General features: G+C 62.7%; 26 protein-coding genes. 4 read left to right on the top strand and 22 right to left on the bottom strand.

What is annotated here, in order from left to right:
• On the top strand, window positions 1-189 hold a 189-nt coding region (locus CJ178_RS33080), incomplete at its 5' end, for a hypothetical protein (protein WP_218833760.1).
• Window positions 190-445: 256 nt separating this feature from the next.
• Here CJ178_RS33080 and murA read toward each other — a convergent pair.
• Entirely contained in the window at window positions 446-1,705 is a 1,260-nt protein-coding gene (gene murA, locus CJ178_RS30135; protein ID WP_045071310.1) for a UDP-N-acetylglucosamine 1-carboxyvinyltransferase, read from the bottom strand.
• Window positions 1,706-1,759: 54 nt separating this feature from the next.
• Here murA and CJ178_RS30130 point away from each other — a divergent pair, with 54 nt between their 5' ends.
• On the top strand, window positions 1,760-2,332 hold the full coding sequence (locus CJ178_RS30130) for a cob(I)yrinic acid a,c-diamide adenosyltransferase (RefSeq protein ID WP_045071314.1): 573 nt from the start codon (window positions 1,760-1,762) through the stop codon (window positions 2,330-2,332).
• A 14-nt stretch (window positions 2,333-2,346) separates the two neighbouring features.
• Here the strand turns inward: CJ178_RS30130 and CJ178_RS30125 are convergent, their stop codons facing one another.
• The 21 genes from CJ178_RS30125 to argS all read right to left on the bottom strand — a co-directional run bounded on the left by CJ178_RS30125 (window position 2,347) and on the right by argS (window position 24,338).
• Window positions 2,347-2,769 carry a DUF2550 domain-containing protein gene (locus CJ178_RS30125; protein WP_033236108.1) on the bottom strand — a complete coding sequence of 141 codons (423 nt, stop codon included), beginning with the start codon at window positions 2,767-2,769 and terminating at the stop codon, window positions 2,347-2,349.
• 49 nt (window positions 2,770-2,818) lie between these two features.
• Entirely contained in the window at window positions 2,819-3,187 is a 369-nt protein-coding gene (locus tag CJ178_RS30120; protein WP_033236107.1) for a F0F1 ATP synthase subunit epsilon, read from the bottom strand.
• A 6-nt stretch (window positions 3,188-3,193) separates the two neighbouring features.
• Window positions 3,194-4,645, bottom strand: coding sequence for a F0F1 ATP synthase subunit beta (gene atpD / locus CJ178_RS30115; RefSeq protein WP_003941349.1), 1,452 nt, complete (start codon window positions 4,643-4,645; stop codon window positions 3,194-3,196).
• A gap of 3 nt (window positions 4,646-4,648) precedes the next feature.
• Window positions 4,649-5,632, bottom strand: coding sequence for a F0F1 ATP synthase subunit gamma (locus tag CJ178_RS30110; protein ID WP_033236106.1), 984 nt, complete (start codon window positions 5,630-5,632; stop codon window positions 4,649-4,651).
• A 48-nt stretch (window positions 5,633-5,680) separates the two neighbouring features.
• Window positions 5,681-7,324 (bottom strand): F0F1 ATP synthase subunit alpha, encoded by a 1,644-nt coding sequence (gene atpA, locus CJ178_RS30105; RefSeq protein WP_033236105.1) that lies wholly within the window; start codon window positions 7,322-7,324, stop codon window positions 5,681-5,683.
• Window positions 7,325-7,386: 62 nt separating this feature from the next.
• Window positions 7,387-8,211 carry a F0F1 ATP synthase subunit delta gene (locus CJ178_RS30100; protein WP_033236104.1) on the bottom strand — a complete coding sequence of 275 codons (825 nt, stop codon included), beginning with the start codon at window positions 8,209-8,211 and terminating at the stop codon, window positions 7,387-7,389.
• A 5-nt stretch (window positions 8,212-8,216) separates the two neighbouring features.
• On the bottom strand, window positions 8,217-8,777 hold the full coding sequence (locus tag CJ178_RS30095; RefSeq protein WP_033236103.1) for a F0F1 ATP synthase subunit B: 561 nt from the start codon (window positions 8,775-8,777) through the stop codon (window positions 8,217-8,219).
• Between the two features lie 9 nt (window positions 8,778-8,786).
• Window positions 8,787-9,035 carry an ATP synthase F0 subunit C gene (locus tag CJ178_RS30090; RefSeq protein ID WP_033236102.1) on the bottom strand — a complete coding sequence of 83 codons (249 nt, stop codon included), beginning with the start codon at window positions 9,033-9,035 and terminating at the stop codon, window positions 8,787-8,789.
• 80 nt (window positions 9,036-9,115) lie between these two features.
• Window positions 9,116-9,940, bottom strand: coding sequence for a F0F1 ATP synthase subunit A (gene atpB, locus CJ178_RS30085; protein WP_045071318.1), 825 nt, complete (start codon window positions 9,938-9,940; stop codon window positions 9,116-9,118).
• A gap of 282 nt (window positions 9,941-10,222) precedes the next feature.
• Entirely contained in the window at window positions 10,223-10,702 is a 480-nt protein-coding gene (locus tag CJ178_RS30080) for a glycine zipper family protein (RefSeq protein WP_033236101.1), read from the bottom strand.
• Between the two features lie 23 nt (window positions 10,703-10,725).
• Window positions 10,726-11,910: a glycosyltransferase family 4 protein gene (locus tag CJ178_RS30075; protein ID WP_033236100.1), complete on the bottom strand. Its 1,185-nt coding sequence runs from the start codon at window positions 11,908-11,910 to the stop codon at window positions 10,726-10,728.
• A 40-nt stretch (window positions 11,911-11,950) separates the two neighbouring features.
• A complete protein-coding gene (locus tag CJ178_RS30070; RefSeq protein WP_095888647.1) occupies window positions 11,951-12,613 on the bottom strand; it encodes an L-threonylcarbamoyladenylate synthase in 663 nt (220 codons plus the stop codon).
• On the bottom strand, window positions 12,610-13,542 hold the full coding sequence (gene prmC, locus CJ178_RS30065; RefSeq protein WP_033236098.1) for a peptide chain release factor N(5)-glutamine methyltransferase: 933 nt from the start codon (window positions 13,540-13,542) through the stop codon (window positions 12,610-12,612). The genes CJ178_RS30070 and prmC overlap by 4 nt, the downstream gene beginning before the upstream one ends.
• 50 nt (window positions 13,543-13,592) lie before the next feature.
• Window positions 13,593-14,672, bottom strand: a complete 1,080-nt coding sequence (prfA, locus tag CJ178_RS30060; protein ID WP_033236097.1) for a peptide chain release factor 1 — start codon at window positions 14,670-14,672, stop codon at window positions 13,593-13,595.
• A 147-nt stretch (window positions 14,673-14,819) separates the two neighbouring features.
• On the bottom strand, window positions 14,820-15,053 hold the full coding sequence (gene rpmE, locus CJ178_RS30055) for a 50S ribosomal protein L31 (protein WP_033236138.1): 234 nt from the start codon (window positions 15,051-15,053) through the stop codon (window positions 14,820-14,822).
• Window positions 15,054-15,288: 235 nt separating this feature from the next.
• Window positions 15,289-17,421, bottom strand: a complete 2,133-nt coding sequence (rho, locus tag CJ178_RS30050; RefSeq protein WP_095888646.1) for a transcription termination factor Rho — start codon at window positions 17,419-17,421, stop codon at window positions 15,289-15,291.
• Window positions 17,422-17,889: 468 nt separating this feature from the next.
• A complete protein-coding gene (thrB, locus tag CJ178_RS30045; protein ID WP_033236137.1) occupies window positions 17,890-18,834 on the bottom strand; it encodes a homoserine kinase in 945 nt (314 codons plus the stop codon).
• A gap of 44 nt (window positions 18,835-18,878) precedes the next feature.
• Window positions 18,879-19,961, bottom strand: coding sequence for a threonine synthase (thrC, locus tag CJ178_RS30040; protein WP_033236095.1), 1,083 nt, complete (start codon window positions 19,959-19,961; stop codon window positions 18,879-18,881).
• Window positions 19,958-21,271 (bottom strand): homoserine dehydrogenase, encoded by a 1,314-nt coding sequence (locus tag CJ178_RS30035; protein WP_033236094.1) that lies wholly within the window; start codon window positions 21,269-21,271, stop codon window positions 19,958-19,960. The genes thrC and CJ178_RS30035 overlap by 4 nt, the downstream gene beginning before the upstream one ends.
• Window positions 21,268-22,689 carry a diaminopimelate decarboxylase gene (gene lysA / locus CJ178_RS30030; RefSeq protein ID WP_033236093.1) on the bottom strand — a complete coding sequence of 474 codons (1,422 nt, stop codon included), beginning with the start codon at window positions 22,687-22,689 and terminating at the stop codon, window positions 21,268-21,270. The genes CJ178_RS30035 and lysA overlap by 4 nt, the downstream gene beginning before the upstream one ends.
• Window positions 22,686-24,338: an arginine--tRNA ligase gene (argS, locus tag CJ178_RS30025; protein ID WP_045071326.1), complete on the bottom strand. Its 1,653-nt coding sequence runs from the start codon at window positions 24,336-24,338 to the stop codon at window positions 22,686-22,688. The genes lysA and argS overlap by 4 nt, the downstream gene beginning before the upstream one ends.
• Window positions 24,339-24,555: 217 nt before the next feature.
• On the opposite strand from argS, the gene CJ178_RS30020 reads away from it, so the two are divergent.
• Together CJ178_RS30020 and CJ178_RS30015 are read left to right on the top strand one after the other, a co-directional pair.
• Entirely contained in the window at window positions 24,556-25,383 is an 828-nt protein-coding gene (locus CJ178_RS30020) for a DUF3105 domain-containing protein (protein WP_095888645.1), read from the top strand.
• 1 nt (window position 25,384) lies between these two features.
• Window positions 25,385-26,092 (top strand): DUF305 domain-containing protein, encoded by a 708-nt coding sequence (locus CJ178_RS30015; RefSeq protein ID WP_372472295.1) that lies wholly within the window; start codon window positions 25,385-25,387, stop codon window positions 26,090-26,092.
• Window positions 26,093-26,110: the final 18 nt, after the last annotated feature.

Genomic DNA, 26,110 nt, shown 5'->3' with positions numbered 1-26,110 from the left:
ATCATTCGACATGTGAAGTACCAAATAATTTTGGCACTGACATTCATCGACACACTGTTGAGTTCTCAAAGAACACGCGCACACCATCACCGCAACCTTCAGGCCACTCGCTCCGGGGCAACTTTTCCAGCCTATCCCATCGAAGTCACCGGCGCAAACCGGAACATCGTGAAGAAGAACTGGGGTTGAAGCACAACCATACATGATGGAAACTACTTCGAATTTTGGCCAGGCACTTCGTACAACCTCGTGTCACTCGCTGTGAAGCGGGAGTCGGTGTCCGTGTCGCTCTGACTTGGAATAAGTTACGCGAACCTTCAACGAATTAACAAATCGCCTGGTCGCTCTACTGGACTGGACAAGATTTGCGAGGTCACAGCGATTTCCGTGCCGGCTGAATCCAACTAAGCCGCACAACTGCCCGATGTGACCCCGAGCACCCCGACTATTCGGTGCTGACCCTCTCGATAATCCCGCCCAGTCCACGCAGGTTCTCGACAAAGCGCGGATAGCCGCGGTCGATGTGGAAGATGTCGTGCACTTCGGTCACGCCATCTGCCACCAAGCCGGCAAGAACAAGTCCAGCTCCGGCGCGAATGTCCGAAGACCACACCGGCGCGCTGGACAGAACCGGCACTCCCCTGATTACGGCATGGTGACCGTCGGTCCGGGCGTCTGCGCCTAAACGGATCATTTCCTCCACGAACCGGAAACGGGATTCAAAGACGTTCTCTGTGATCATCGACGTTCCCTCTGCCACTGCTGCCAGTCCGATGGCCATGGGCTGGAGGTCCGTCGGGAATCCCGGGTACGGGAGCGTCGCAAAGTTGACGGCTTTGGGCCGCTCACGTTGGACAACTCGAAAACCGTCGACTTCCGGTGTCACTTCGGCGCCTGCAGTTCGCAGCTTGTCGAGGACCAACCCGAGATGCTTGTGGTTGACCCCACGAACGCGTACATCTCCCCTGGTCATCGACGCGGCGACGCCCCAGGTTGCTGCAACGATGCGATCACCGATGACTCTGTGTGTGGTCGGTTCCAGTTTGCGAACACCTTGAATGGTGAGCGTCGTGGAACCCCCGCCACTGACCTTTGCCCCCATCTGGTTCAGCATGTTGCACAGATCGACGATCTCCGGTTCACGTGCCGCATTGTCGATGACCGTTTCACCACGCGCGAGAACGGCAGCCATGAGGATGTTCTCAGTAGCACCGACCGACGGAAATACGAGGCGGATGTTTGCACCGTGCAGGTCATCGGCCTGCGCCACAACACATCCGTGCTCGATTTCGCTGTGGGCACCGAGAAGTCGAAGACCAGACTGATGCATGTCGAGCGGCCGGGATCCGATCGCATCGCCACCGGGAAGGGCAACCACGGCCCGTCGACAGCGCGCTACGAGTGGTCCCAAGACACAGACCGATGCGCGGAACTGCTTCACGGCGTCGAAGTCTGCGTGGTATTTCGGTTCGGCCGGCGTCGTGATCCGAACTTCGGAATCTTCGAGTTCGACTTCGCACCCCAAGCCTCGCAGCACGTCCGCCATCAGCGGAACGTCGAGGATGTCTGGGCAGTTGGTCACGACGGTAGTGCCCTCGGCCAACAATGCTGCAGCCATCAGCTTCAGCACACTGTTCTTGGCGCCCCCGACTGAAACTTCACCTTCGAGGCGCTTACCCCCGGTTACAAGAAAGTGCTCACTCACGGTTCACAGCCTAGAGCCACAACCGTCGAAACTCCGCGCCGGTACCGTTGGCGTATGAGTGTTCACCTAACGAAGATCTACACCCGGACCGGCGACGACGGCACCACAGGACTGAGCGACTTTTCGCGCGTGTCCAAGAACGACCCGCGCCTGACCGCATATGCGGATTGCGACGAAACCAATGCCGCGATCGGTGTTGCGTTGGCCCTCGGCAATCCATCGGAGAGTCTGACGGCGATACTTCGACAGATTCAGAACGACCTCTTCGACGCGGGAGCCGACCTGTCCACCCCGGTCGTCGAGAATCCCAAATACCCGCCGCTGCGCGTTACCCAGGCATACATCGATCGCCTCGAAGGCTGGTGCGACGAGCTCAATGATGAACTGGCACCGCTGAATTCGTTCATTCTGCCCGGCGGAACGCCGTTGGGAGCTCTACTGCACGTTGCTCGGACCGTATCTCGCCGAGCCGAACGAGCGGCGTGGTCGGCTATCGATGCGCACCCTGACGACACGAGCGTTCTGCCCGCCAAATACCTCAACAGATTGTCGGATCTGCTCTTCATCATGGGAAGAGTTGCCAATCCGAACGGTGATGTTCTCTGGAAGCCAGGCGCCGGCGCCTGACGCCGCACCTCCGGTCAGGCGGTACGTCGCCTGCGGGCACGCCCGTCTGGCCGAGATTCCACCCAGGACAGGAACGCGGTCAACGCTCCACTGTCCAAAGCGATTTCGTAGTTCGACGACCCATCACGCAGACGCAGGACAACGATGTCGTCACTCATGATGTCGAATTCGGTACCGGAGGGAGAGCGACGGCTCTCGACCTCGATGCCTTGACGGTCGACACGTGAATCCGGACCGGGCCGGAGAGAAGAAAGTTTGAAGAATACGAAGGAGCTTTCGCCGTAGCGAATGATTCCGTGTCGCCACCCGCTGTCCCCCGGAGAGGGCAGAACACGAAGAAGTGCTGCCGTACCACCGCGGCGCAGGATCACCAGACGGTACAGAAAAGCCGCGACGAGAACCGCGAGCAGCACAACCAGAATGATCAACACAGTCATTCCGAATGTCACTGTTCGTCGGCTCCCGTCGCGGCTTTGCTCTGATTAACTACGCGCGCTCGACTGCCCGAAGCTGACCCTTGGCGACCGCAATCGCCTCGTCGTCGGCTTGGGTGTCAGCGAGTACTGCCTTGGCAGCGCTCACGTCGATGTCCTCGGCCATGTCCGCGGACTCGGCCAGAATCGTGACGGTGGTAGCCGTCACCGACAGGAAACCGCCGTGAACTGCTGCGACGATGCGCTCACCGTCGACAGACGTGATCGACACGGTGCCGCCCTCGATGAGCTGGCCGAGAACCGGCTCATGCCCAGGCATGATGCCGATCTCGCCCTCAGTCGTCTGAGCGCTGACCAGCGTCGCCGTACCCGACCACAAGCGCTCCTCGACGGCAACGAGTTCTACGGTCATCTCAGCCATCGTGGACTACTTCCCGGCCATCTTCTTGGCTGCAGCCTCGACGTCGTCGAGTCCACCACAGCTGTTGAATGCCTGCTCGGGAAGGTGATCGAACTCGCCCTTGCAGACGCGGTCGAAGGCTTCGATGGTGTCGCGAAGCGGCACGACGGAGCCGGGCTCACCGGTGAACTTCTCGGCAACGATGAAGTTCTGGCCGAGGAACTTCTGGATACGACGGGCGCGGCCCACGAGGACCTTGTCCTCTTCCTGAAGCTCGTCCATACCGAGGATGGCGATGATGTCCTGCAGTTCCTTGTACTTCTGCAGGATGCGCTTGACCTCGTTGGCAACGCGGAAGTGCTCGGCACCGACGATGCCGGGCTCCAGGATGCGGGAGGTCGAGCTCAGCGGATCCACAGCGGGGTAAATACCCATCTGCGAAATCGGGCGCGAGAGCTCGGTGGTGGCATCGAGGTGCGCGAACGTCGTAGCCGGCGCGGGGTCGGTGTAGTCGTCGGCGGGCACGTAAATAGCCTGCAGCGACGTGATCGAACGACCACGGGTCGAGGTGATGCGCTCCTGGAGCTCACCCATCTCGTCCGCAAGCGTGGGCTGGTAGCCCACTGCCGAAGGCATACGGCCGAGGAGGGTGGAAACCTCGGAACCTGCCTGCGTGAAGCGGAAGATGTTGTCGATGAACAGCAGGACGTCCTGGCCCTGAACGTCGCGGAAGTACTCCGCCATCGTCAGTGCGGACAGGGCGACGCGCATACGCGTTCCGGGCGGCTCGTCCATCTGGCCGAAGACAAGGGCGGTGTCCTGGAGGACGCCCATCTCTTCCATTTCCAGGTGGAGGTCGGTGCCCTCACGGGTACGCTCACCGACGCCTGCGAACACCGAGGTGCCCGAGAACTCGCGAGCGATACGCGTGATCATTTCCTGGATCAGAACGGTCTTGCCGACGCCGGCACCACCGAACAGACCGATCTTTCCACCCTTGACGTACGGGGTGAGAAGGTCGATGACCTTGATGCCGGTCTCGAGGATCTCGGTCTTACCTTCGAGCTGATCGAAGGCTGGTGGCTTGCGGTGGATGCCCCACTGCTCGCCGTCACGGCCGAGGCCGGGTGTGTCGAGGCAATCGCCCAGTGCGTTGAACACGTGGCCCTTGACGACGTCACCGACGGGAACCGAGATCGGCTTGCCCGAGTCGGTCACTGCAGTGCCGCGGACCAGGCCGTCGGTGGGCTGCATGGAGACGGTGCGGACCAGGTTGTCACCGAGGTGCTGAGCAACCTCGAGCGTCAGCGTCTTGGCGACCGAGGGAAGCGTGATCTCGGCGTTCAGGGCGTTGAACAGTTCAGGAACAGCGCCACGCGGGAATTCAACGTCCACGACGGGACCGATGACCCGCACGACGCGGCCGGCTACGGCCGAAGCCGAACCTGCCCCGTTGTTTTCGGTTACTGCTGCGGTCATGTGCTAGTCACTTCCTGCGCTCGAGGCGAGCGCGTTGGCGCCGCCGACGATCTCGCTGATTTCCTGGGTGATCTGGGCCTGGCGAGCCTGGTTGGCCTGACGGCTCAACGTGTTCACCAGTTCGTTTGCGTTGTCCGTCGCGGCCTTCATAGCGGTACGACGGGCTGCCGACTCCGATGCCGCAGCATCGAGAAGCGACGAGAAGATACGCGTGCTGACGTACTTCGGCAGAAGTGCGCCGAGCAGTTTCTCCGGCTCGGGCTCGAAGCTGAAGTCAGCGACGGGACCGGTGGAGTGGTCGTCGTCGTGACCGTTGGTCAGCATGTCGTCGCCGAGTTCGATGCGCTCTTCGGACACGGACACCTCGAGGGGAGCCATACGGCGAACCTCGGGGGTCTGGGTCAGCATCGACACAAAGCGGGTGTAGACGATATGGAGTTCGTCGACGCCCTCGATGGTGCCTTCGCCGTTCGGAGCGTCGACCTGGTTGCCCGAACCTGCCATGAAGAGCTCCACCAGGTGGCGGCTGGCCTTCGCGGCATCCGAGTAACCCGGATCCTGCGAGAAGCCCGTCCACGCAGCACCGATGTCGCGGCCACGGAAGGTGTAGTAACCGAGTCCCTTGGAACCGAGCACGTAGACAACCGGCTCCTTGCCCTCGGTGCGGAGCAGAGCCATGAGCTCTTCTGCCTGCTTGAGGACGTTGGAGTTGTAGCCACCACACATGCCGCGGTCACTGGTGACAACGAGCACCGCAGCCCGCTTGGGCTCCGGACGCTCGTTGAGCAGCGGGTGATCGAGCGAAGCAGACGCACTCGCCAATTCGGTGAGTACCTTCGTGATCTCCTCGGCATACGGCTTGGATGCGGCGACGCGAATCTGAGCCTTCGTGATACGCGAAGTCGCGATCAGTTCCTGTGCTTTGGTGATCTTCTTGGTCGAGTTGACCGACTTGATACGGGACCGCAATTCGAGAATGCTTGCCATCGATCAATCACTCTCCCTTCGGAATTCGCAGTGTCATGGGCGCGTGCGTCACTTGCTGACGGTCTTGCGCTTGACGTTGATCTGCTCGTTCGCGACCTCGTCTGCGCCCAGAGCGTCGGCCTCGGCTTCGTTCACGACCCGGCTTCCGTCGGATGCGATGAAGCCTTCCTTGAACTTGTCGGTTGCAGCGATCAGCGCAGCAGCGTTGTCGGCATCGAGTGCCTTACCGCCGTTGATGCTGGAGTAAACGCCTGCAGCCGAGTGCTTGAGGTCTTCGAGCAGTTCCTTCTCGAAGCGACGGACGTCGCCGATCGGGACGCTGTCGAAGGTGCCTTCGCCGGCGAGGTAGATCGAGATGATCTGGTCTTCGACGGGGATCGGGCTGTACTGATCCTGCTTGAGCAGCTCGACCAGACGGGCACCGCGCTCGAGCTGAGCCTTGGAGGCAGCGTCGAGATCGGATGCGAAGGCGGAGAACGCTTCGAGCTCACGGAACTGAGCCAGTTCCAGACGCAGCGAACCGGAAACCTTCTTCATGCCCTTGGTCTGTGCAGCGCCACCGACGCGGGAGACCGAGATACCGACGTTGATCGCGGGGCGAACGCCCTTGTTGAACAGGTCGGACTCGAGGAAGACCTGGCCGTCGGTGATGGAAATGACGTTGGTCGGGATGTATGCCGAGACGTCGTTTGCCTTGGTCTCGATGATCGGCAGAGCCGTCAGCGAGCCGCCACCGAGTGCGTCGGACAGCTTCGCCGAACGCTCCAGCAGACGGGAGTGCAAGTAGAAGACGTCACCGGGGTATGCCTCACGTCCCGGCGGGCGACGCAGCAGCAGCGAGATGGCGCGGTACGCCTCTGCCTGCTTGGTCAGGTCGTCGAACACGACCAGAACGTGCTTGCCCTGGTACATCCAGTGCTGGCCGATGGCCGAGCCGGTGTACGGTGCGAGCCACTTGAAGCCTGCGGAATCAGAAGCCGGAGCAGCAACGATGGTGGTGTACTCCATCGCGCCCTTCTCCTCGAGGGCAGCCTTGACGCCCGCGATGGTGGAGCCCTTCTGACCGATGGCAACGTAGATGCAGCGAACCTGCTTGTTGACATCGCCGGAATCCCAGTTGGCCTTCTGGTTCAGGATCGCGTCGATGCAGACCGCGGTCTTGCCGGTCTTGCGGTCGCCGATGATGAGCTGGCGCTGGCCGCGGCCGATCGGGGTCATGGCGTCGATAGCCTTGATACCGGTCTGGAGCGGCTCTTCGACCGGCTGGCGCTCGAGCACCGAAGCGGCCTGCAGTTCGAGTGCACGGTTTTCGGTGCTCTCGATCTCGCCGAGGCCGTCGATGGGAGCACCCAACGGGTCGATGACGCGGCCGAGGAAAGCGTCGCCGACGGGAACCGACAGAACGTCGCCCGTGCGCTTTACTTCCTGGCCTTCTTGAATGTTCTGGTAGTCACCCAGGATGACTGCACCGATTTCGGTGGCATCCAGGTTGAGCGCGACGCCGACGATTCCACCGGGGAACTCCAACAGCTCGTTGGACATAGCCGAAGGCAGGCCAGAGACGTGCGCAATGCCGTCACTGGTGTCGGTCACTGTGCCGACCTCCTCACGGGAGGCCTCCGGGGAGTAGCTCGCGGTGTAGTTGTCGATCGCGCTACGGATCTCGTCGGAGGAGATCGTCAGCTCCGCCATGTTTTTCCTGCTCTCGGTATCTGGTCTTCGAAAAGATCTGGAGTGTGTGTTCGGCTGAAGGACTATTTGAGGTTCTTCCGCAGTGCTGCGAGTCGTCCCGCTGCACTACCGTCGATGACCTCGTCGCCCACCCGGACGACCAAGCCGCTGAGAAGTGCGGGATCGATCTCGACGTGCACGGTTACCGGCTTCCCGTAGGTGCGGGTAAGTGTGCTCGTCAAACGATCCGTCTGCTCCGCACTCAACGCCGAAGCGCTGCGCACGTGGGCAACAGCGGTATCACGCTGCGCGGCGGCAAGATTCGACAGCTGGTCGAAAGTGTCTGCGGGTGCAGACTTCAACCGGCCGACGGCCTGTCCGGCAAGTGCCTCGGTGACCGCGGTGACCTTGCCGTAGAGCAGGCGCGAAAGGAACTCACGCTTGCGGGCTGCGGGAACCGACAGATCCGAGAGCGTCTGCTCCAGGCTGGGATCCCCTGCCACGATGCGGCCGAGACGGAACAGCTCGTCCTCGACGGTGTCCAACTGGCCCTGATCGGCTGCGGCGCGAAGCAGAGCTTCGCGGCCGAGCAGTTCGAGCGAGTTGACCAAGTCGCGGCCCGCTGACCAATCCTGGCCTGCAGCTGCTTTCACGGTTGCCAGCGCTTCCGCGCCGACCTTTCCGGAGAACAACTGCTCAGCCAAGCCCTGGCGACCAGCGACCGGTGCCGAAGCGTCAGCCAGCGCGCTGCGAAGAGCGCGCTGGCCGTCAAGTACCTCGACCACCGAGAAGAGCTCGGACCCAGCCTGCGCAGCGGCCGCGGTAGCGGCACCTGCAGAGACTGCGCCCAGGGCGCTGCTCAGCGCAGAACGCGTCTGCGCCAAGGATTCACGGCTCGCTGCGTACATGTTGCTCACTTCCTGGCTGAATCAGCGCTGACGGCGTCGAGCTCGTTGAGGAATCGATCAACCGTTCCGGCACGCTTCACGTCGTCGGCGAGGGACTCTCCGATGACCTTCTCGGCCAGGTCTACAGCGGTCTTGCCGAGATCCGAGCGGAGCTCAGCGACGATCTGCTGACGCTGGGCGACGAGCTGGCTGTGGCCTGCGGCCACGATGCGATCGCTCTCCTCCTGCGCCTGAACCTTCATGTCAGCAATGATCTGCTGACCCTGGGTGCGCGCTTCCTCACGGATCTGCGCGGCCTCGGTGCGAGCTTCGGCAAGCTGCGCGCGGTACTGCTCAAGCGCGTCCTTTGCCTCGGCCTGTGCCTCTTCGGCCTTCTTGATCCCGCCCTCGATCTGCTCGGTGCGATCGGCAAGGACCTTCTGGAACATCGGAAGTACGAACTTCCAGAAGACAAAACCGACAACGACGAGGCAGACGATGGACCATACGATGTCGTACGTCGCGGGCACGAGAGGGTTGTGAGTCTCACCCTCAGCGGCCGCGAGCAGAGTAATGGTGGCTGCCATGTCGGTCTCTTAGAAAATGAAGCCGGCGACGAGGCCGATCAGCGCGAGGGCCTCGGTGAATGCAATACCGAGGAACATGGTGGTACGAACCTGTCCGGCCATCTCGGGCTGGCGAACCATGCCCTCGATTGCCTTACCGACAACGATGCCGATACCGATGCCGGGGCCGATTGCCGCGAGGCCGTAGCCGATGGCGCCATAACCCTTGTTGGTGATGGTCTGCTCGGCAACTTCCTGTGCCAGGTAAGCGACGCTCATGGTGTTCCATTCCCTTTCAGTTGACCTTCGCCGGTGTCGACGAAAGGCTCAGTTCTTGGTGTAGCTGAAATGTGGTGTGGTCAGTGATCTTCGGCGTGCAAGGCGAGGTCGATGTAGACCGCGGCCAGCAGAGAGAAAACGTAGGCCTGCAGCACGATCACCAGGATTTCGAAGAAGGTGAAGGCGATAGCCGCGGCCAGGGAGGCAACACCGAAGAGTGCCTGGAAGCCGCCGTTGAGGACAAAGAAGTTCGTTGCTCCGAGGAACAGCACCAGCAGGATGTGGCCGGCCAACATGTTGGCCATAAGACGAACCATCAACGTGAAGGGGCGCAGGACGAACGTCGAGATGAACTCGATCGGGATCAGCAGGAAGTGCAGGGCAGTCGGAACGCCGGGCACAACGATGCTGCTCTTCACGTACTTGAAGAAGCCGTACTTCTTGATGCCCACGTAGTTGAAGACGATGTATGCGAGTGCCGCGAGAACCAACGGCATACCGATACGCGCGTTCGGTGAGATGTTCAAGAAGGGGATGATCGCGGAGACGTTGTTGGCGATGACGACGAAGAAGATCGTGGCAATGACGGGCAGGAATCGCTTGCCCTGTTCCTTACCGAGAACGTCTTCAGCGATCTGCACGCGAACGAAGTCCAACGCGATCTCGGCTACGTTCTGCACACCACGCGGAATCAACCGCGGGCTGCGCATCGCAATTGCGAAGAACGCTGCTACCAACACCGACATCAGAATGCGGATGAGCATCAGTCGGTCGAGCTCGAACGGACCCGCGTGAATCAGTACTGATTCGGGGAAAAAATCGTCTAGTGACGGCGCGTGGAACTCCACGGCGGCCAGGGTGGTGACGCTCAGCGTTCTCTCCCGTAGTCGGTCCGCAGCCATCATTGACTGCGGTTCGATCGGACATTGACGATCTACAAGTCGACAAGTTCGACTCGCGCATTCGTCAGTTGCTGGAGAACCCTCGCGGGGGCCTGGCTTCTGTCGGTGTCGGCGACTCTCGTCGACTCAGTGGCCCAGAATATCGGCCACCTGCGAGCACATGGCATCGTCGGCTGAGGGTTACCTAGCCTGCCTTTGCTCTCGCTTGACGCTGACCCTACCAAGTCATCTACGACATTGTGTAGATGGGGTACCTGAAGGGGCGGTTCGTTACGATTTGTAGTACTACTCTTCGTCGTTGACCGGGGCGCTCGGGGTGGGGTCCACGTACGGCGTCTTGGTTCCGAGAACACCGTATGTTTCCGCCCCGAGGACGATAACCAACGCAAATACCATGACCAGTACCAACGACGTCTTGTCATAGAAGTCGAGCGGTTTCAGAATCGCGAGCACCACAATTGCCAGGATCATCTTGAGCAACCAGGTCCCGAGAAGAACTGCACCAGCGGTCAGGGCCGGCAGTTTCGACGTGAGAAGAACACCCAGTGCGGTGAAGAGAATGAACCCACCGCCGACGGCGGCGCCGAGAAGCGCGCCGTACAGGCCTTCCTTACCGCCGATCAGCCACCCGAGCAGGGAACCGACAATGGTCAGCACAACCAGTCCGATCACGCCCCACTTCACTGCGGAGCGCATTGCTGCGGTCGAATCGGGAATGGGCTGCGATGCCGGCACTGATTGCGGGGTGTTCGTCACGATGCTCAAGGGTAATGGATCGGAAAAGTTCCCTACCCTCGCTCCTGCCGGCGATCGCGCAGTGACGGGATCGCCGTGAACAGGAATGCCGCAAGTAACCCGGCCGCCACGAGGACAACAACCAACTGTCGATCCAGCAGCGAAGATCCCACAGCGCCGAACGCAAGAACCCCCACCCACGAGTAGATGACCAGCACAACTCGGCGATGGGTGTGACCGATCTGCAGCAACCGGTGATGCAGATGCATCTTGTCCGGACTGAACGGACTCACACCTGCCCTCGTGCGGCGGATGACCGCAAGCAGCATGTCCAGCATGGGGATGAACATCACAGCACTGACCAGCAGCAACGGCGCGAGGAGACCGACAAGATCGCGCGTGCCGTAGGCCGTCAGCGGAATCCGGCCGGACGCGGACGTCGAAATCGCGGCAAGCATGAGTCCGATCAGCATGGATCCGGAATCACCCATGAATATCCGTGCCGGATTGAAATTGTGCGGCAGAAATCCGAGGCACGCTCCGGCGAGAGCAGCGGCGATCATCGCCGGCGGGTACACGCTGACATCACCGCCCTGATCGTGCAGGAGTCCGATCGAGAAGAGGAGGATCGCGACCGCGGCAATAAGGCCGAGTCCCGCCGCCAGACCGTCGAGACCGTCGACGAAATTCATGGCGTTGATAGTTGCGACGGCAACGGCAACCGTGAACAGGCCCGATTGGATCTGGTCGAGAATGATGGTCGATCCGCCGTCACCGAACGGGTTGTAGATGATGAACCAACTGACGCCCATCACCACCATGATTCCGGCGGCAGTCACCTGACCGACGAACTTCGTGAGGGCGTCGAGTCCCCACTTGTCGTCGATGATCCCCACCAGGACTATGACACCGCCGGACACCAGCGCCGCTTGAACGTCATGACTGTCGAACTCGAATCCTCGTGTCAGAGCAGGCAATTGCTGCGCGAAGAGTAGCCCGGCAGCCAAACCCACATACATTCCGACACCACCGAGACGAGGCGTCGGCTGAACGTGGACGTCACGGTCGCGCGGTATCGCCACCGCTCCGAAGCGAATGGCCAGTATCCGTACTGCGCCGGTAGCCAGATAGGTGACCACAGCAGCGGTGCACAGAACCAGCAGGAGTTCTCGGATCGGTACGCCCGTTCCCCCGCTTGACTGCGCGAGGATCTCGGTGGCCTGGTGCGTCGTGATCACTGGGGAGAATCACCCGTGTTCTGGCGGGCACCGACCATCGTTACGAAACTCCCTCTACAAGGCTTTCCGGCGTGGTGCCCAACACGTCTGCGATATCTTCCGCCGACACGGCGCCGACCCGCAGGATACGGGGCGAGTCGCCGGTCAGATCCACGATCGTCGACGCCACCGCGTGTGCTGCCGGTCCGCCGTCGAGGTAGACGCTGGCCGAGCCGCCTAGCTGATCACGAGCCTCGTCGACCGTGGTGGCCGGTGGACGTCCGGAGATGTTGGCGCTCGAGACGGCAAGCGGTCCGACGTCGCGCAGCAATTCCAATGCGACGGGGTGCAACGGCATGCGAAGCATGACCGTTCCGCGCGTATCGCCGAGATCCCAGGCCAGTGAGGGTGCTTGTTCGACAACCAGACTCAGCCCGCCCGGCCAGAATGCGCGAACGAGATCGCGTGCCTGCGGACGGACGCTGTAGACGAGTCCCTCGATGGTGTTCCAGGATCCGACCAGAACGGGAACCGGCATGTCCCGGCCGCGCCCCTTGGCACGGAGGAGGCTCGTGACGGCCTCGCTGTCGAACGCATCAGCAGCCAATCCGTACAACGTGTCTGTCGGAAGGACAACCAAGCGGCCGGCTTTGAGTGCATTCTTAGCGGCAGCTAGACCTGCCGTACGGGTATCAATTTCACTACAGTCGTAAACGGTGCTCACTGGACCATCCTGTCACTCGGCATTCCGTGGTCTCGCTCACGCTGGGCTTCCACGTCGGTGGCGACGCGTCTCGCGACAACAAAACGGGGGCGACCGGCCAGGTCCGGATGCTGCTCCACTTCGCCGAACACCCGTCGACCGGAGAACAGTGCCGCGACGCCGTCGCCGTTGGTGTCGTCGTGCTCGATCCCGGCGGCGCCGCCGATCCGCAGCCAGCGTGCGATGTTGCTGATCATGGGTTTGATGACGGACAAACCGTCCGGACCACCGAAGAGAGCCGTGTGCGGGTCGTAATCCATGACCTCGGGCTGCAGCTGCGCCCCTTCGGGAATGTACGGCGGGTTGGAGACGACGAGGTCGACTTTGCCTTCGAGAGCCTGCAGCAGATTGCGATCGGTGACATCACCTTGATGAAGATGAATCGGGGTATCCCCCGCTGTTTCACGGTCCGCGGCGTTGCGACGCGCCCACGCCAGCGCGGCGGGCTCTTTCTCCACGGCATGTACCACAGCGTCCGGCCTTGCCTCGGCGATGGACAGCGCAAGCACGCCCGAGCCGGTGCACAGGTCCAGGACAACCGGAGGCCTACTGCCGCATCCTTCGAGGAACGAGAGTGCCCAGCCCATCAGCAACTCGGTTTCGGGCCGCGGGATGAACACACCCGGACCGACGGCAACGTCGATATTGCCCATCGACGCGCTGCCGATGATGTGCTGCAACGGGATTCGCTTCGCGCGCTGCGCCACCATGCCGTTGAACGCCTCGATCACCTCGGGGTCGACCAACGGAATCAGGCCTAGGCGGGTGCGCTCTACCCCGAGCAGATGCGACGCCAGCAGTTCGACATCATTACGTGGGCTGGGTACGCCGGCCGCGTCGAGCTCTTTGGCTGCCTCGATCAGCGCCAAACGGAGTGGGAGTCTGCTCACGCGTACAGCCTGCCACGCCTGAGAAATTCACGAGTTGTCATGTCGCCCGCCTATTCGGCTGCGAGGCGGGCCTCGCGGTCCGCCTTGCCCAGTGCGTCGAGGAGCGGATCAAGCTCTCCGTCGAGAACGGCGTCGAGGTTGTGCGACTTGAATCCGATGCGGTGATCGGTGATGCGGTTCTCGGGAAAGTTGTAGGTGCGGATACGTTCCGAGCGGTCGACGGTCCTGACCTGGCTCTGGCGTCCGGCGGAAGCTTCCGCGTCTGCGGCTTCCTCCGCGACAACCTGCAGACGAGCGGCCAGCACCTGCATGGCGCGGGCCTTGTTCTGAAGCTGCGAGCGTTCGTTCTGGCACGTGACCACAATTCCGGTGGGCAGGTGAGTAATTCGCACCGCGGAGTCGGTGGTGTTGACGCCTTGGCCACCCTTGCCGGACGAGCGGTAGACGTCAATGCGCAGGTCACCCTCGTCGATCTGAACCTGTTCGACCTCTTCGGGTTCCGGGTACACCAGGACACCGGCGGCGGAAGTATGCACACGTCCCTGCGATTCGGTGACGGGCACGCGCTGGACGCGGTGAACGCCGCCCTCGAACTTGAGTCGTGCCCATACGCCGTCTGGGGTATCGGACTTACTCTTGATCGAAATGGTTGCTTCTTTGTATCCACCGAGATCGGAGACCGTCGCATCCAGGATTTCGACGCGCCAGCCGTGACGTTCCGCGTAGCGGACGTACATGCGGGCCAGGTCGGAAGCAAAGAGTGCCGACTCCTCGCCGCCTTCACCCGACTTCACTTCGAGGACGATGTCGTCACCGTCGTGGGGATCACGCGGGGCAAGTTGATCGGTCAGCGTCTGCTCGAGCTGTGCGACCTCGGCCTCGAGGTCCGGAATCTCCGCGGCAAAGCTGGAATCGTCGGCAGCGAGTTCACGCGCGGCTTCCAGATCGTCCTGCGCAGCAGTGAGCTTGTTGTACGTCGACATGATGGGCGAGAGCTCGGCGAACCGCTTTCCGACACGGCGGGCGGCCGTCGGGTCGTTGTGCAGCGCCGGGTCGGACATCTGCGCTTCGAGACCGGCATGTTCTGCCAGGATGTCGTCGATGGCCGAGGGCTTGGTTGCGCCTGCCATGGTTCGCTCCGCTCTGAGTTTTCGTTTCCTACGGTGCGCGCTTAAAGATAATTCGACGCTACTACCCGGGAAACGCGCAAAACCGAGTGCAGGCACAAAAAAGCCGACGCCCGATCCGCAATTGCAGATCGGGCGTCGGCGGAACAGCTAGTCTTCGGTCTGAACCTTGCTGTCTGCGCGCTTGCCGTAGCGAGCCTCGAAGCGAGCAACGCGTCCACCGGTGTCGAGAATCTTCTGCTTGCCCGTGTAGAAGGGATGGCACTGCGAGCAAACCTCGACGTTGATGCGTCCGGACTCTTTGGTGCTGTGAGTCTCGAACGTGTTACCGCAACCGCAAACGACGGTGGTCGCTACGTAGGTTGGGTGGATTCCTGCCTTCATGGTGTCCCTTTCAATGGTCGCCGGGTCGACGTCGCCAATCGACATCGTGAACCGGAACCGGACTCGGCCGTTCAGTATGCCAGACGTGGTGGTAGAGCCGGTAATCCGCGTCTGAACTTTCTGAAGGAAGTGGGCTGTACGAATTCCATAACGCACTCCCCCGTCAGTTTGTTCCACAGACGCGAAAAACCCCACAGCCAAATCGGCTGTGGGGTTCTTCTTTCGTGACCGAAGATCAGTCGTCGATTGCGCCCGGTGCGGTCTTGGAGACCTGCATCAGGAACTCGAGGTTGTTCTTGCTCTTCTTCAGACGGTCGATCAGCAGATCGATGGCCTGATGCGAGTCCAGCCCGGACAGCACACGACGCAGCTTGTGCAGCACAGCGGCTTCGTCGGGGCTCAGGAGCAGCTCGTCCTTACGCGTACCGGACGGGTTGACGTCCACAGCCGGGAACACACGACGTTCGGCGATCTTGCGATCGAGCTTGAGCTCGGCGTTGCCGGTGCCCTTGAACTCTTCGAAGATCACGGTGTCGCCGGTGGATCCGGTCTCGACCATCGCGGTAGCGATGATGGTGAGCGAGCCACCGTGCTCGATGTTGCGGGCAGCACCGAGGAAACGCTTCGGCGGGTACAGAGCCGTGGAGTCGACACCACCGGAGAGGATGCGTCCCGACGCGGGCGACGAGTTGTTGTACGCACGACCCAATCGAGTGATCGAGTCGAGCAGAACCACGACGTCCTTACCCATTTCCACGAGACGCTTTGCGCGCTCGATGGCGAGCTCGGCGACCGAGGTGTGGTCTCCCGGCGGGCGGTCGAAGGTCGAGGAGATAACCTCACCCTTCACGCTGCGCTGCATGTCGGTCACTTCCTCGGGACGCTCGTCCACGAGGACGACCATGAGGTAGCACTCCGGGTTGTTGGTCGCGATGGCGTTGGCGATCGCCTGCAACACGCTGGTCTTACCGGCCTTGGGCGGGCTCACGATCAGGGCGCGCTGGCCCTTACCGATGGGCATCACCAGGTCGATGACACGCGTCGTCAGAATGTTCTGCTCGGTCTCGAGACGCAGACGCTGGTTCGGGTAGAGCGGCGTGAGCTTGTTGAACTCGGGACGCTTCTTCGCAGCCTCGACATCACCACCGTTGACGGTGTCGATACGCACCAGCGGGTTGAACTTCTGACGCTGATTGCTCTGGTCGCCGTCACGGGAGACCCGGACAGCACCGGTGATGGCGTCGCCGCGGCGCAGACCGTTCTTGCGGATCAGGTTCATGGAGACGTAGACGTCGTTGGGTCCGGCGAGGTATCCCGACGTACGCACGAACGCGTAGTTGTCGAGTACGTCGAGGATGCCGGCTACCGGCTGCAGGACGTCGTCCTCGCGGATCTCGGTCTCGCGTGACTCGCTGGGTGCACCGCCCTCGCCGCGTTCGCGGCCACGGCCACGACGCTCACGGAAGCGGCGTCCGCGACGTCCGCGGCCACCCTCTTCGTCGTCGTCCGGACCGTTGTTGCGGTTGTCAGTGCGCGGGCCGGCGTTGTTCTGGCCGGCATTGCTCTGATTTCCGCGATCCTGACGGTCTTGACGATCCTGGTTACCGCGCTGGCCCTGGTTGTCGCGCTGACCTTGGTTGTCGCGCTGACCCTGGTTGTCGCGCTGACCCTGGTTGTCGCGGTTGTTGCGCTCGCGGCGGGGACGCTCGGTGGTCTGCTCGGCAGAGCCGGACTGATCGGAATCGGTCCGGGTCTCGGCGCGCTCGTTCTGCTTACGCTCGACTGGTGCTTCACTTGCCGGTGCTACAGCGGCCGGTGCCGACTCCTGCTCGATGTTCAGCTCGCCCTGGTCGGGTGAACCGGCGCGACGTGCAGCGCCGCGACGCTGACGGCCACGACGAGGGGCTCCCGTCTCGGCTTCTTCGGACGTGTCGGTACGCGTGGCTGGTGCTGCTGCGGCGGGCTCGGCTGCGGGAGCTTCGACAGGAGCCGGAGCTTCGGCAGTTTCGGTGCGCGCGGCGCGGGTGCTCTTGGCGCGTGTGCGGGTAACCGGTGCGTCGTCGAGCGTGAGTTCACTCTGAGCGGGTGCCGCCTTGGCGCTGCCGCCCTGACGTTCCTTGATCGCGGCGATCAAGTCGCCCTTGCGCATCCCGGAAGTGCCCTTGATGCCCAGTTCACCGGCAAGACTGCGCAGTTCGGTGAGCACCATGCCGGAGAGCCCGGCGCCACGACGTGCGTCGGCACGCTTCGTGGAGGTCGCCACCGCACCGCTGGGTGCTGAAGATGACGCCTGAGAATTGTCGCCTGACTGCGCCCCAGCGGAATTCGCCTTGGGTGCAGTGGTGGCGATGAGGTCCGTATCGGTCACGGAGGTCCTTTCCTTCCCTCACTTGCGCGGCGCAGAGTCGAGGGTTCGTCCCGAAGTTTCGATTGATTACCGAACTCGGAGGTGCCGTACTTAGTTGCATGTCGAGAGTTGCATGTCAAGAACTACCGGCTTGCCCGTCATCAACATGGCCGTCGGAAACCGGTGCTCGAACCGCCCCTGTTTCAAACCGACATGCTGTCGCACACCTGCCGCGACTGACGAAACATCGACGGATTGTGCCGTCGAGGATTCAGACCTTCCCGAGAAGGTACAAGTGCGAGGATCACGTCAAGGATTGTGGACCCCAATTCCCGACTGGGTAGGAGTTTGGCCCCTTGATGATGCACCGGCGACTGACGCGCACGATGTACGGACATTGCCAGGATAGCGCCGATCCACGAGTCCGGCAAGATTATCCGAAACCCGCGTGTGTCACTTCACTTCCCTGGCAACCGGGCGGGAGCCAACTCAGTCCAGGGTCGGACGAACCTCGACACCGGAAGCAATCTCGAGTTCGAGAACTCGGAGACCGTCGGCTCGCGCCGCCTCAGCCAACTGCTCGGGCAACGGTTCCGTGCTCAGCGCGAGCACGGTGGGGCCTGCGCCGGAAACGGTAGCCGCGATACCGGCCTCACGAAGAATCGAGATCCATCGTGTTGTCAACGGCAACGCGGGCGCGCGCTGGCTCTGATGCAGACGATCTTCGGTGGCTGCCATCAACAGATCCGGACGCGTCGTCAGGGCGACGACGGCCAGAGCGCTGCGGCTTGCATTGAACGACGCATCCTGGTGCGGAACCATCTCGGGCAGCAGTCCGCGGGTGTGCGCGGTGGAGGATCGTTCTTCCGGAACCAGTGCTACTGCACGGATATCGGGATGAACGTCGAGTTTTGCGGCCGAGTAGATCGGCTCGTCGCCATCAACGATGGACGGGCAACTCCACGACACCACTGCGCCGCCCAGGACACTCGCCGACGCATTGTCCGGGTGCCCTTCGAACTCGGAGGACAACTGGACCAACTGCTCGTCGGTGAGACCGATCTCGGCGTCGAGTGCACGGGCCAATCCGTTTGCGGCAGCAAGTCCGCCCACTGCCGCCGACGCGGACGAACCGAGCCCACGCGAATGCGGGATCACGTTGCGGCACAGCACATCCAGGCCACTGGCCCACACACCGGCAGCTTCGAGTCCGCGCTCGATGGCCCGAACGACCAGATGCGAAGGGCCCCAGGGCACGTCTGCGGCACCCTCACCTTCGACCTGGATATTCAGGCCGGAATCCGTTGTGGTGACCACGATTTCGTCGTACAGCCCCAGAGCCAAGCCGAGGGTGTCGAACCCCGGCCCCAAGTTTGCACTCGAGGCCGGGACGCGTGCGGTCACCGAAATACCGACAGGCAGGGTTCTGGTCATGTCAGATACCGGATTCCGCGGAGTGGTTGACGAGTCCACGGACACTATGCAAGCTCGAGGGCAGCCGCAACGGCAACGGGATCAACACCGATGGGCTCGACGTTCGGCATGCCCTTCAGAGCGGTATCGGGATCCTTGAGGCCGTTACCGGTCACGGTGCACACGACGGTCAGTCCGGGCTCCAGCCATCCTTCGGCGCGGGCTGCGAGGAGCCCGGCAACGCTCGCTGCCGACGCCGGCTCCACGAAAACGCCTTCGGTGGCAGCGATCAGACGGTAGGCCTCGAGGATCTTCTCGTCGGTTGCGGCGCGGAATGCGCCGTTCGACTCTTCCTTGGCCGCGACAGCGCCGTTCCAGGATGCGGGAGAACCGATCCGGATTGCGGTGGCGATGGTCTCGGGATCCTTGACGGGCGCACCGTTGACCAGCGGTGCGGCTCCGGCTGCCTGCACGCCGAGCATGCGGGGCCTGACCGTGGTCAGACCGTCCGCGTAGTACTCGGAGTATCCGCGCCAGTACGCCGTGATGTTTCCGGCGTTTCCGACCGGGAGTGCGTGAACGTCGGGAGCCTTGCCCAGGACGTCCATGATTTCGAATGCCGCGGTCTTCTGGCCTTCGATGCGTACCGGGTTCACAGAGTTGACGAGACCGATGGTCGGGAACTCCGCAGTGGTCTTGCGTGCCAGTTCGAGGCAGTCGTCGAAGTTGCCCTGGACCTGAATGATCTTGGCGCCGTGCATGACTGCCTGAGCGAGCTTGCCCATGGCGATCTTGCCCTGCGGGATCAGGACGGCGCAGGTCATTCCGGCCTTGGCGGCGTACGCGGCAGCCGAGGCAGAGGTGTTGCCGGTGGAGGCGCAGAGCACGGCGCGCTGGCCACGAGCGAGGGCGTCGGTGACGGCCATCGTCATGCCGCGGTCCTTGAACGAACCGGTGGGGTTGAGGCCCTCGACCTTGAGGTAGACGTCACAACCGGTGATTTCGGAGAGATGACCGGCCGGCAGGAGCGGGGTGCCGCCCTCACGCAAGGTGACGGTCTTCCAGTTGTCGCCGATTGCCAGACGATCCCGGTATGCCTCGATGAGTCCCGGCCAAGCTTTGTGGACGGGATTGACGATGCCGGTCATTGTTCAGTGCCTTCCAGTCGCAGCACGCTGGTCACAGCGGTGACGAATTCGAGTTCGTTGAGGGCCGCCACGGTTTCGGAGAGAGCCGCGTCGGTTGCTACATGAGTGACGACCACCAGTCGAGCGCCGGCGCCGGCACCTTCCTGACGGACGACGGAGATGCTCACGCCGTGCTTCGCAAACTCGGCGGCGACTGCGGACAGCACGCCTTCCTTGTCCGCCACCTCCATGTTCACGTAGTAGCGCGTGAGGATGTCGCCCATCGGAGCGACCTTGAGCTTGGCGTACTTGGATTCGCGGGGGCCGCGGCCACCGTGAACCTTGTTGCGCGCCGCCATCACGAGATCACCCATCACCGCGGAAGCGGTGGGAGCGCCGCCAGCACCCTGGCCGTAGAACATGAGCCGGCCGGCGTTTTCCGCTTCCACGACAACGGCATTGAATGCGCCGTTGACAGTGGCGAGCGGGTGAGTGAGCGGAACAAGCGCTGGGTAGACCCGCGCGGAGATCCGCTCCTTGCCCTTGGGCGTGACGATCCGCTCGCAGATCGAGAGCAGCTTGATCGTGCAGTCGAGTGCCTTCGCCGACGCCAGGTCCGCGGAGGTGATGGTGGAGATTCCTTCGCGGTACACGTCAGCGGCGGTGACGCGGGTGTGGAACGCGATGGACGCGAGGATCGCGGCCTTTGCTGCGGCGTCGTAGCCTTCGACGTCTGCGGTCGGATCGGCTTCCGCGTATCCGAGGCGGCCGGCTTCGGCGAGGGTTTCCTCGTAGTCCGCGCCCGTTTCGGCCATCGCGGAGAGGATGAAGTTGGTGGTGCCGTTCACGATTCCGGCAACCTTGTTGACCCGGTCGCCTGCGAGCGACTGCGTCAGCGGGCGGATGACCGGGATCGCGCCGGCGACAGCCGCCTCGAAGTACAGGTCGACCGAGTTCGCTTCGGCTGCCTCCGCCAATTCACCGGTGTGGTCCGCGAGCAACGCCTTGTTGGCGGTGACGACGGACTTGCCCGAATTGAGCGAGGAGAGGATCAGCTTTCGCGGCAGCTCGATTCCGCCGATCACCTCGACGACGATGTCCACGTCCTCGCGGGCGACGAGAGATTCTGCATCCGTCGTCTGCATGTCCTCGGGAATTCCGCGGTCGGAGCCGATACGACGAACGGCAACTCCCCGCAGTTCCAACGGAGCGCCGACGCGAGCTTCGAGCTCCTCGGCCTGCTCACGAATGATGCGGACGACTTCACTTCCGACGTTACCGAGGCCGAGAACGGCCACACCGATAGCGCGATGCGCCGATTGGCTCGTCACTGCGATACCTCCAAGCTGAGCAGATCTTCCACTGTTTCCCTCCGCAGAATCACGCGTGAAACTCCGTCACGCACCGCCACCACGGCTGGGCGGGTGAGCAGGTTGTACCTGCTCGACATCGAATAGCAGTATGCACCGGTCGCTGCTACCGCAAGTAAATCACCAGGTCCGACGTCCTCGGGCATCCAGGTGTCCCGAATGACGACGTCACCGGATTCACAGTGCTTTCCGACAACACGTGCAACAACAGGATCGGCCTCGGATGTACGTGAGACCAACTTGGCTTCGTACTCCGCACCGTAGAGCGATGTGCGGATGTTGTCGCTCATGCCGCCGTCGACGCTGATGTAGCGGCGTGTCAGTGCGCTGCCCACCGTGACGTCCTTGATGGTGCCGACCTCGTAGAGCGTCACCGTGCCTGGTCCGGCGATGGCGCGGCCGGGTTCGACGGCCAGTGTCGGCTCGGGCAGTCCGGCCAGTGCCGATTCGTTGCGCACGATGTGGCCGAGCTTGGCTGCGAGTTCGTCGACGGGCGGCGGGTCGTCGGACGGGATGTACGAAATTCCCATGCCGCCACCGAGGTCGATTATCGAGATCTGCTTGGTCTTCTCGACGCCGAACTCCGCGACGACGTCGCGAAGCAGCCCGATGACGCGATGGGCTGCCACCTCGAAGCCGTCGACGTCGAAGATCTGCGAGCCGATGTGGCTGTGCAGTCCGACGAGGCGCAGGTTGTCGGCGGCAAAGACGCGGCGCACTGCGTCGATTGCCGCTCCCCCGGCCAACGAGAATCCGAACTTCTGATCTTCGTGTGCGGTGGAGATGAATTCGTGGGTGTGCGCTTCGACGCCGACGGTCAGGCGGATCAGCACGTCCTGGACAACTCCGGCCTCACCGGCGACGCGGTTGAGGCGTTCGATCTCGACTGCAGAGTCGAGGACGACGTGACCGACACCGGCAGCAACACCGGCCGTCAGTTCGGCGACGGACTTGTTGTTGCCGTGCATGGCAATTCGCTCGGCCGGGAAATCGGCGTGCAGTGCGATTGCCAATTCGCCACCGGAGCACACGTCGAGTGACAGACCTTCGTCGGCAACCCAGCGTGCGATCTCACCACACAGGAATGCCTTGGATGCGTAATGCACCTTGGCATCCGGGCCGAATGCTCGGGCCATGTCGCGGCAGCGTGAACGGAAATCGTCTTCGTCGATGACAAACAGCGGCGTGCCGTACTTCTCGGCAAGCTCGCTGACCTTGACACCTGCCAGGGTTACTTCGCCGTCGTCGCCGCGAGCCGCGTTGCGCGGCCACACCTGCGGCGAGAGTTCACCGAAAGCCTCGGGACTGGTGGGACGGTCGGGCAGACCGGGGGCCTGCAACTGCTCGGCATGCTTGGGGCCGGCGGGGTGCGCGTTCACATCTGCTCCGGTGCTGTGACGCCGAGCAGTTCGAGGCCGTTGGCCAGGACCTGCCTGGTGGCGGCGCAGAGTGCCAGACGCGCGCGGTGCACGTCGGTTGCGTCTTCGTCGCCTTGCGGAAGGATGCGGCACGCGCCGTAGAAGCGGTGGTACGCACCCGCGAGTTCTTCGAGGTAGCGAGCAATACGGTGGGGCTCACGCAGGTTCGCTGCACTGGACACGACGCGAGGGTATTCGCCGATCGTGCGAATGAGATCGCCCTCCTGCTCGACCGTGAGCAGGGCGAGGTGGCTCGCGTCGGCAGAGAGTCCGAGGTCTGCGGCGTTGCGGGCGATCGCGGAGAGGCGGGCATGCGCGTACTGGACGTAGTAGACCGGGTTCTCGCTGCTGGTCTTGGTCCACAGATCGAGGTCGATGTCGATGCTGGAGTCCACGGACGAGCGGATCATGACGTAACGCGACGCGTCGACGCCGATGGCTTCGACCAGGTCGTCGAGGGTGATGACGGTGCCTGCGCGCTTGCTCATCTTGACGGCGGAGCCGTCCTTGACGAGGTTGACCATCTGTCCGATCAGGACCTCGACGGTGTCCGGGTCGTCACCGAATGCGGCAGCGGCGGCCTTTAGCCGACCGATGTATCCGTGGTGATCGGCGCCGAGCATGTAGATGCACAGATCGAAGCCGCGGGCGCGCTTGTCCTGGAAGTAAGCAATGTCACCGGCAATGTAGGCAGCGTTGCCGTCGCTCTTGATGACAACGCGGTCCTTGTCGTCGCCGTAGTCGGTGCTCTTGAGCCACCAGGCACCGTCCTCGTGGAACAGGTTGCCCGAGCTTTTCAGGGACTCGACTGCCTTTTCGACTGCGCCGGATTCGAAGAGCGAGTTCTCGTGGAAGTACACGTCGAAGTCGACACCGAAGTCGTGGAGCGTCTGCTTGATGTGCGTGAACATCAGATCGACGCCGATGGCGCGGAAGGTTTCCTGCTGCTCGTCGGCAGGCAGGTCCATGACGTCCGGGCGCTGCTCCATGACGGTCCGAGCGATGTCGGCGATGTAGGCGCCGGCGTAGCCGTCCTCGGGTGCCGGTTCGCCCTTGGCCGCGGCGATCAGCGAACGCGAGAAGCGATCGATCTGGGCGCCGTGGTCGTTGAAGTAGTACTCACGTGTGACCAGGCCGCCCTGCGCGGACAGGATGCGTCCGAGCGCGTCTCCGACTGCGGCCCAACGGGTTCCACCGAGGTGAATCGGTCCGGTGGGGTTGGCGGAGACAAATTCGAGGTTGATCTTCTTGCCGGCGAGGGAATCGCCCGAGCCGTACGACGGACCGGCTTCGAGAACCGATACGACGATCGCGCCCTGGGCGTCTTTGTCCAGCCGGATGTTGAGGAAGCCAGGTCCGGCGATCTCGGCGGATTCGATTCCGTTGGCTGCGGTGAGGGCTTCGGCAAGCCAGCCCGCCAGCTCGCGCGGATTCGTGCCGACCTTCTTGGCTACCTGCATGGCAATGTTGGTGGCGTAGTCGCCGTGCTCGGGGTTGCGAGGACGCTCGACTGTCAAGGTTTCTGGGAGCACCGAGACGTCGAGGCCGCGTTCGGCTAGGACGCTCGCAGCGGTTCCGCGGAGCAGTTCGGCAAGGTCAGCTGGAGTCACAGGTATTCATCTTATTGCCTGCACACTCGAGGTGGAGACTCGCCTCGCGCCGGGCCGCCTGCGGGTAGGCTGACGACCGATTTGGGCGTGTCGCACGCCACTCTCCCAGATTGCCCTCAGACTCGGAAAGTACAGTGGTAATGCCCGAGCTACCGTCACGTACGTCCGACGGGAGGGTCTGCTGCATATTTGCCCACACACCGAAAGAGCCCAATCGATGCCAAGCGGTTCGGATAGTCGCGGTCCCAATAATAAATCCGGGGCCAAATCAGCCAAAGCCATCAAGGCTGCCAACAAGGGTGGCCGTCCGGCCAAGAAAGGCAAGGGAGGCGTTCCCGCCCCTCGCCAGATCCCGTGGCTGACGATCGGCGCCGGTGCGCTCGTGCTTGCACTGATTGCAGTGCTCGCCGTCAACTTGTGGCCGAAGGTCGAGGAGCAGCAGGCGCTGGAGCCCTATAAGTACAGCTCGGAGAACAAGGATCCGTCCGACAAGATCGACGGTGTCCTCAAGATCGAGTACCCGGCCGGTCAGCACGTCGAGGCCACGCAGCGCGTCGCCTACGACCAGACCCCGCCGTTCGGTGGACCGCACGACTCCACGTGGGCGAACTGCACCGGCACCGTGTATGCAGACCCGATCCGGACCGAGAACGCAGTCCACTCCCTCGAGCACGGCGCCATCTGGATCTCGTACAACCCCGATCTTGTCGACCAGGACCAGATCGACAGCTTGGCGACACGCGTCAGCGGCAAGTCCTACATGCTGATGTCGCCGTACCCGGGCCAGAGCAGCCCCATCTCGCTCCAGTCGTGGGGCCATCGCCTCGAAGTCGACAACGCCGACGACGAGCGCATCGACCAGTTCATCACCGCGCTGAACCAGAACCCGAATACCTACCCCGAGGTCGGCGCCAGCTGCTCCAACCCGCTGTTCAGTCCGGAAACGTCACCGTTCGATCCCACCGCTCCGGGCCCCGACGCCGTTCCGATGGACGGCGCAGGCACCACGGCAGCTACCGACGAGCAGATTCCCGCGGGTGGATAACGTGCCAGACACCGACCAGCCGTCGAAGCCCAGTCAGCGCACCGCGCTGCTGATCATCGGGTTGATCGGCGCTATCGCAATCGGCTTCGCCCTTGGTGCGCTCACCAACATGTTGGGTCCAGACGCCGAGTCCTCACTGACTGTCCCGGCATCGGACTCCGTCGATGTGGGCTTTGCGCAGGACATGAGCGTGCATCACAGCCAGGCCGTCGACATGGCATCCATCGCGCTGACGAAGTCCACCGACAACGACGTACGCACGTTGGCCTACGACATCTTGACCACGCAGCAGAATCAGCTCGGCCAGATGCAGGCCTGGCTGACGATGTGGGACCAACCCCTCAGCAAGGTCGGCCCGTACATGGAGTGGATGTCGTCCGACTCGTCCGGGCACAGTTCGCACGGGACCTCGAGCACGATGGACATGGATCATTCGGGCCCGGTCGACACCATGCCGGGCATGGCGTCACCCGAGGACCTGGCCGCACTGCGCGCCGCGTCCGGCACCGAACTCGACGTCCTGTTCCTGCAGCTGATGTTGCGTCACCACGAGGGCGGACTCCCGATGATGGAGTACGCCGCAGCCGATGCCACCGAGGGCCCGGTGCGGTCCCTGGCACAGACGATGGTCGACACGCAGCAAAGCGAGTCCGCACTGATGACCAGCATGCTGGCCGCGCGCGGAGCCGCTCCACTGCCGATGAATTAATCCGGCTCTTTTCCAGAC

This window comes from Rhodococcus sp. ACPA4, assembly GCF_002300185.1.
Lineage (GTDB): Bacteria > Actinomycetota > Actinomycetes > Mycobacteriales > Mycobacteriaceae > Rhodococcus_F > Rhodococcus_F globerula.
The sequence above is the reverse complement of the archived record's forward strand: the minus strand, read 5'-3'. Positions and strand labels throughout refer to the sequence as shown.

Coding starts and splice junctions, on each gene's coding strand:
- CJ178_RS30130 (WP_045071314.1), top strand. CDS start 1,760: ATGAGTGTTCACCTAACGAAGATCTACACCCGGACCGGCGACGACGGC.
- CJ178_RS30125 (WP_033236108.1), bottom strand. CDS start 2,769: ATGACTGTGTTGATCATTCTGGTTGTGCTGCTCGCGGTTCTCGTCGCG.
- CJ178_RS30120 (WP_033236107.1), bottom strand. CDS start 3,187: ATGGCTGAGATGACCGTAGAACTCGTTGCCGTCGAGGAGCGCTTGTGG.
- atpD (WP_003941349.1), bottom strand. CDS start 4,645: ATGACCGCAGCAGTAACCGAAAACAACGGGGCAGGTTCGGCTTCGGCC.
- CJ178_RS30110 (WP_033236106.1), bottom strand. CDS start 5,632: ATGGCAAGCATTCTCGAATTGCGGTCCCGTATCAAGTCGGTCAACTCG.
- atpA (WP_033236105.1), bottom strand. CDS start 7,324: ATGGCGGAGCTGACGATCTCCTCCGACGAGATCCGTAGCGCGATCGAC.
- CJ178_RS30100 (WP_033236104.1), bottom strand. CDS start 8,211: ATGTACGCAGCGAGCCGTGAATCCTTGGCGCAGACGCGTTCTGCGCTG.
- CJ178_RS30095 (WP_033236103.1), bottom strand. CDS start 8,777: ATGGCAGCCACCATTACTCTGCTCGCGGCCGCTGAGGGTGAGACTCAC.
- CJ178_RS30090 (WP_033236102.1), bottom strand. CDS start 9,035: ATGAGCGTCGCTTACCTGGCACAGGAAGTTGCCGAGCAGACCATCACC.
- atpB (WP_045071318.1), bottom strand. CDS start 9,940: ATGATGGCTGCGGACCGACTACGGGAGAGAACGCTGAGCGTCACCACC.
- prfA (WP_033236097.1), bottom strand. CDS start 14,672: ATGGCAGGCGCAACCAAGCCCTCGGCCATCGACGACATCCTGGCAGAA.
- rpmE (WP_033236138.1), bottom strand. CDS start 15,053: ATGAAGGCAGGAATCCACCCAACCTACGTAGCGACCACCGTCGTTTGC.
- thrB (WP_033236137.1), bottom strand. CDS start 18,834: ATGACCAGAACCCTGCCTGTCGGTATTTCGGTGACCGCACGCGTCCCG.
- thrC (WP_033236095.1), bottom strand. CDS start 19,961: ATGACCGGCATCGTCAATCCCGTCCACAAAGCTTGGCCGGGACTCATC.
- CJ178_RS30020 (WP_095888645.1), top strand. CDS start 24,556: ATGCCAAGCGGTTCGGATAGTCGCGGTCCCAATAATAAATCCGGGGCC.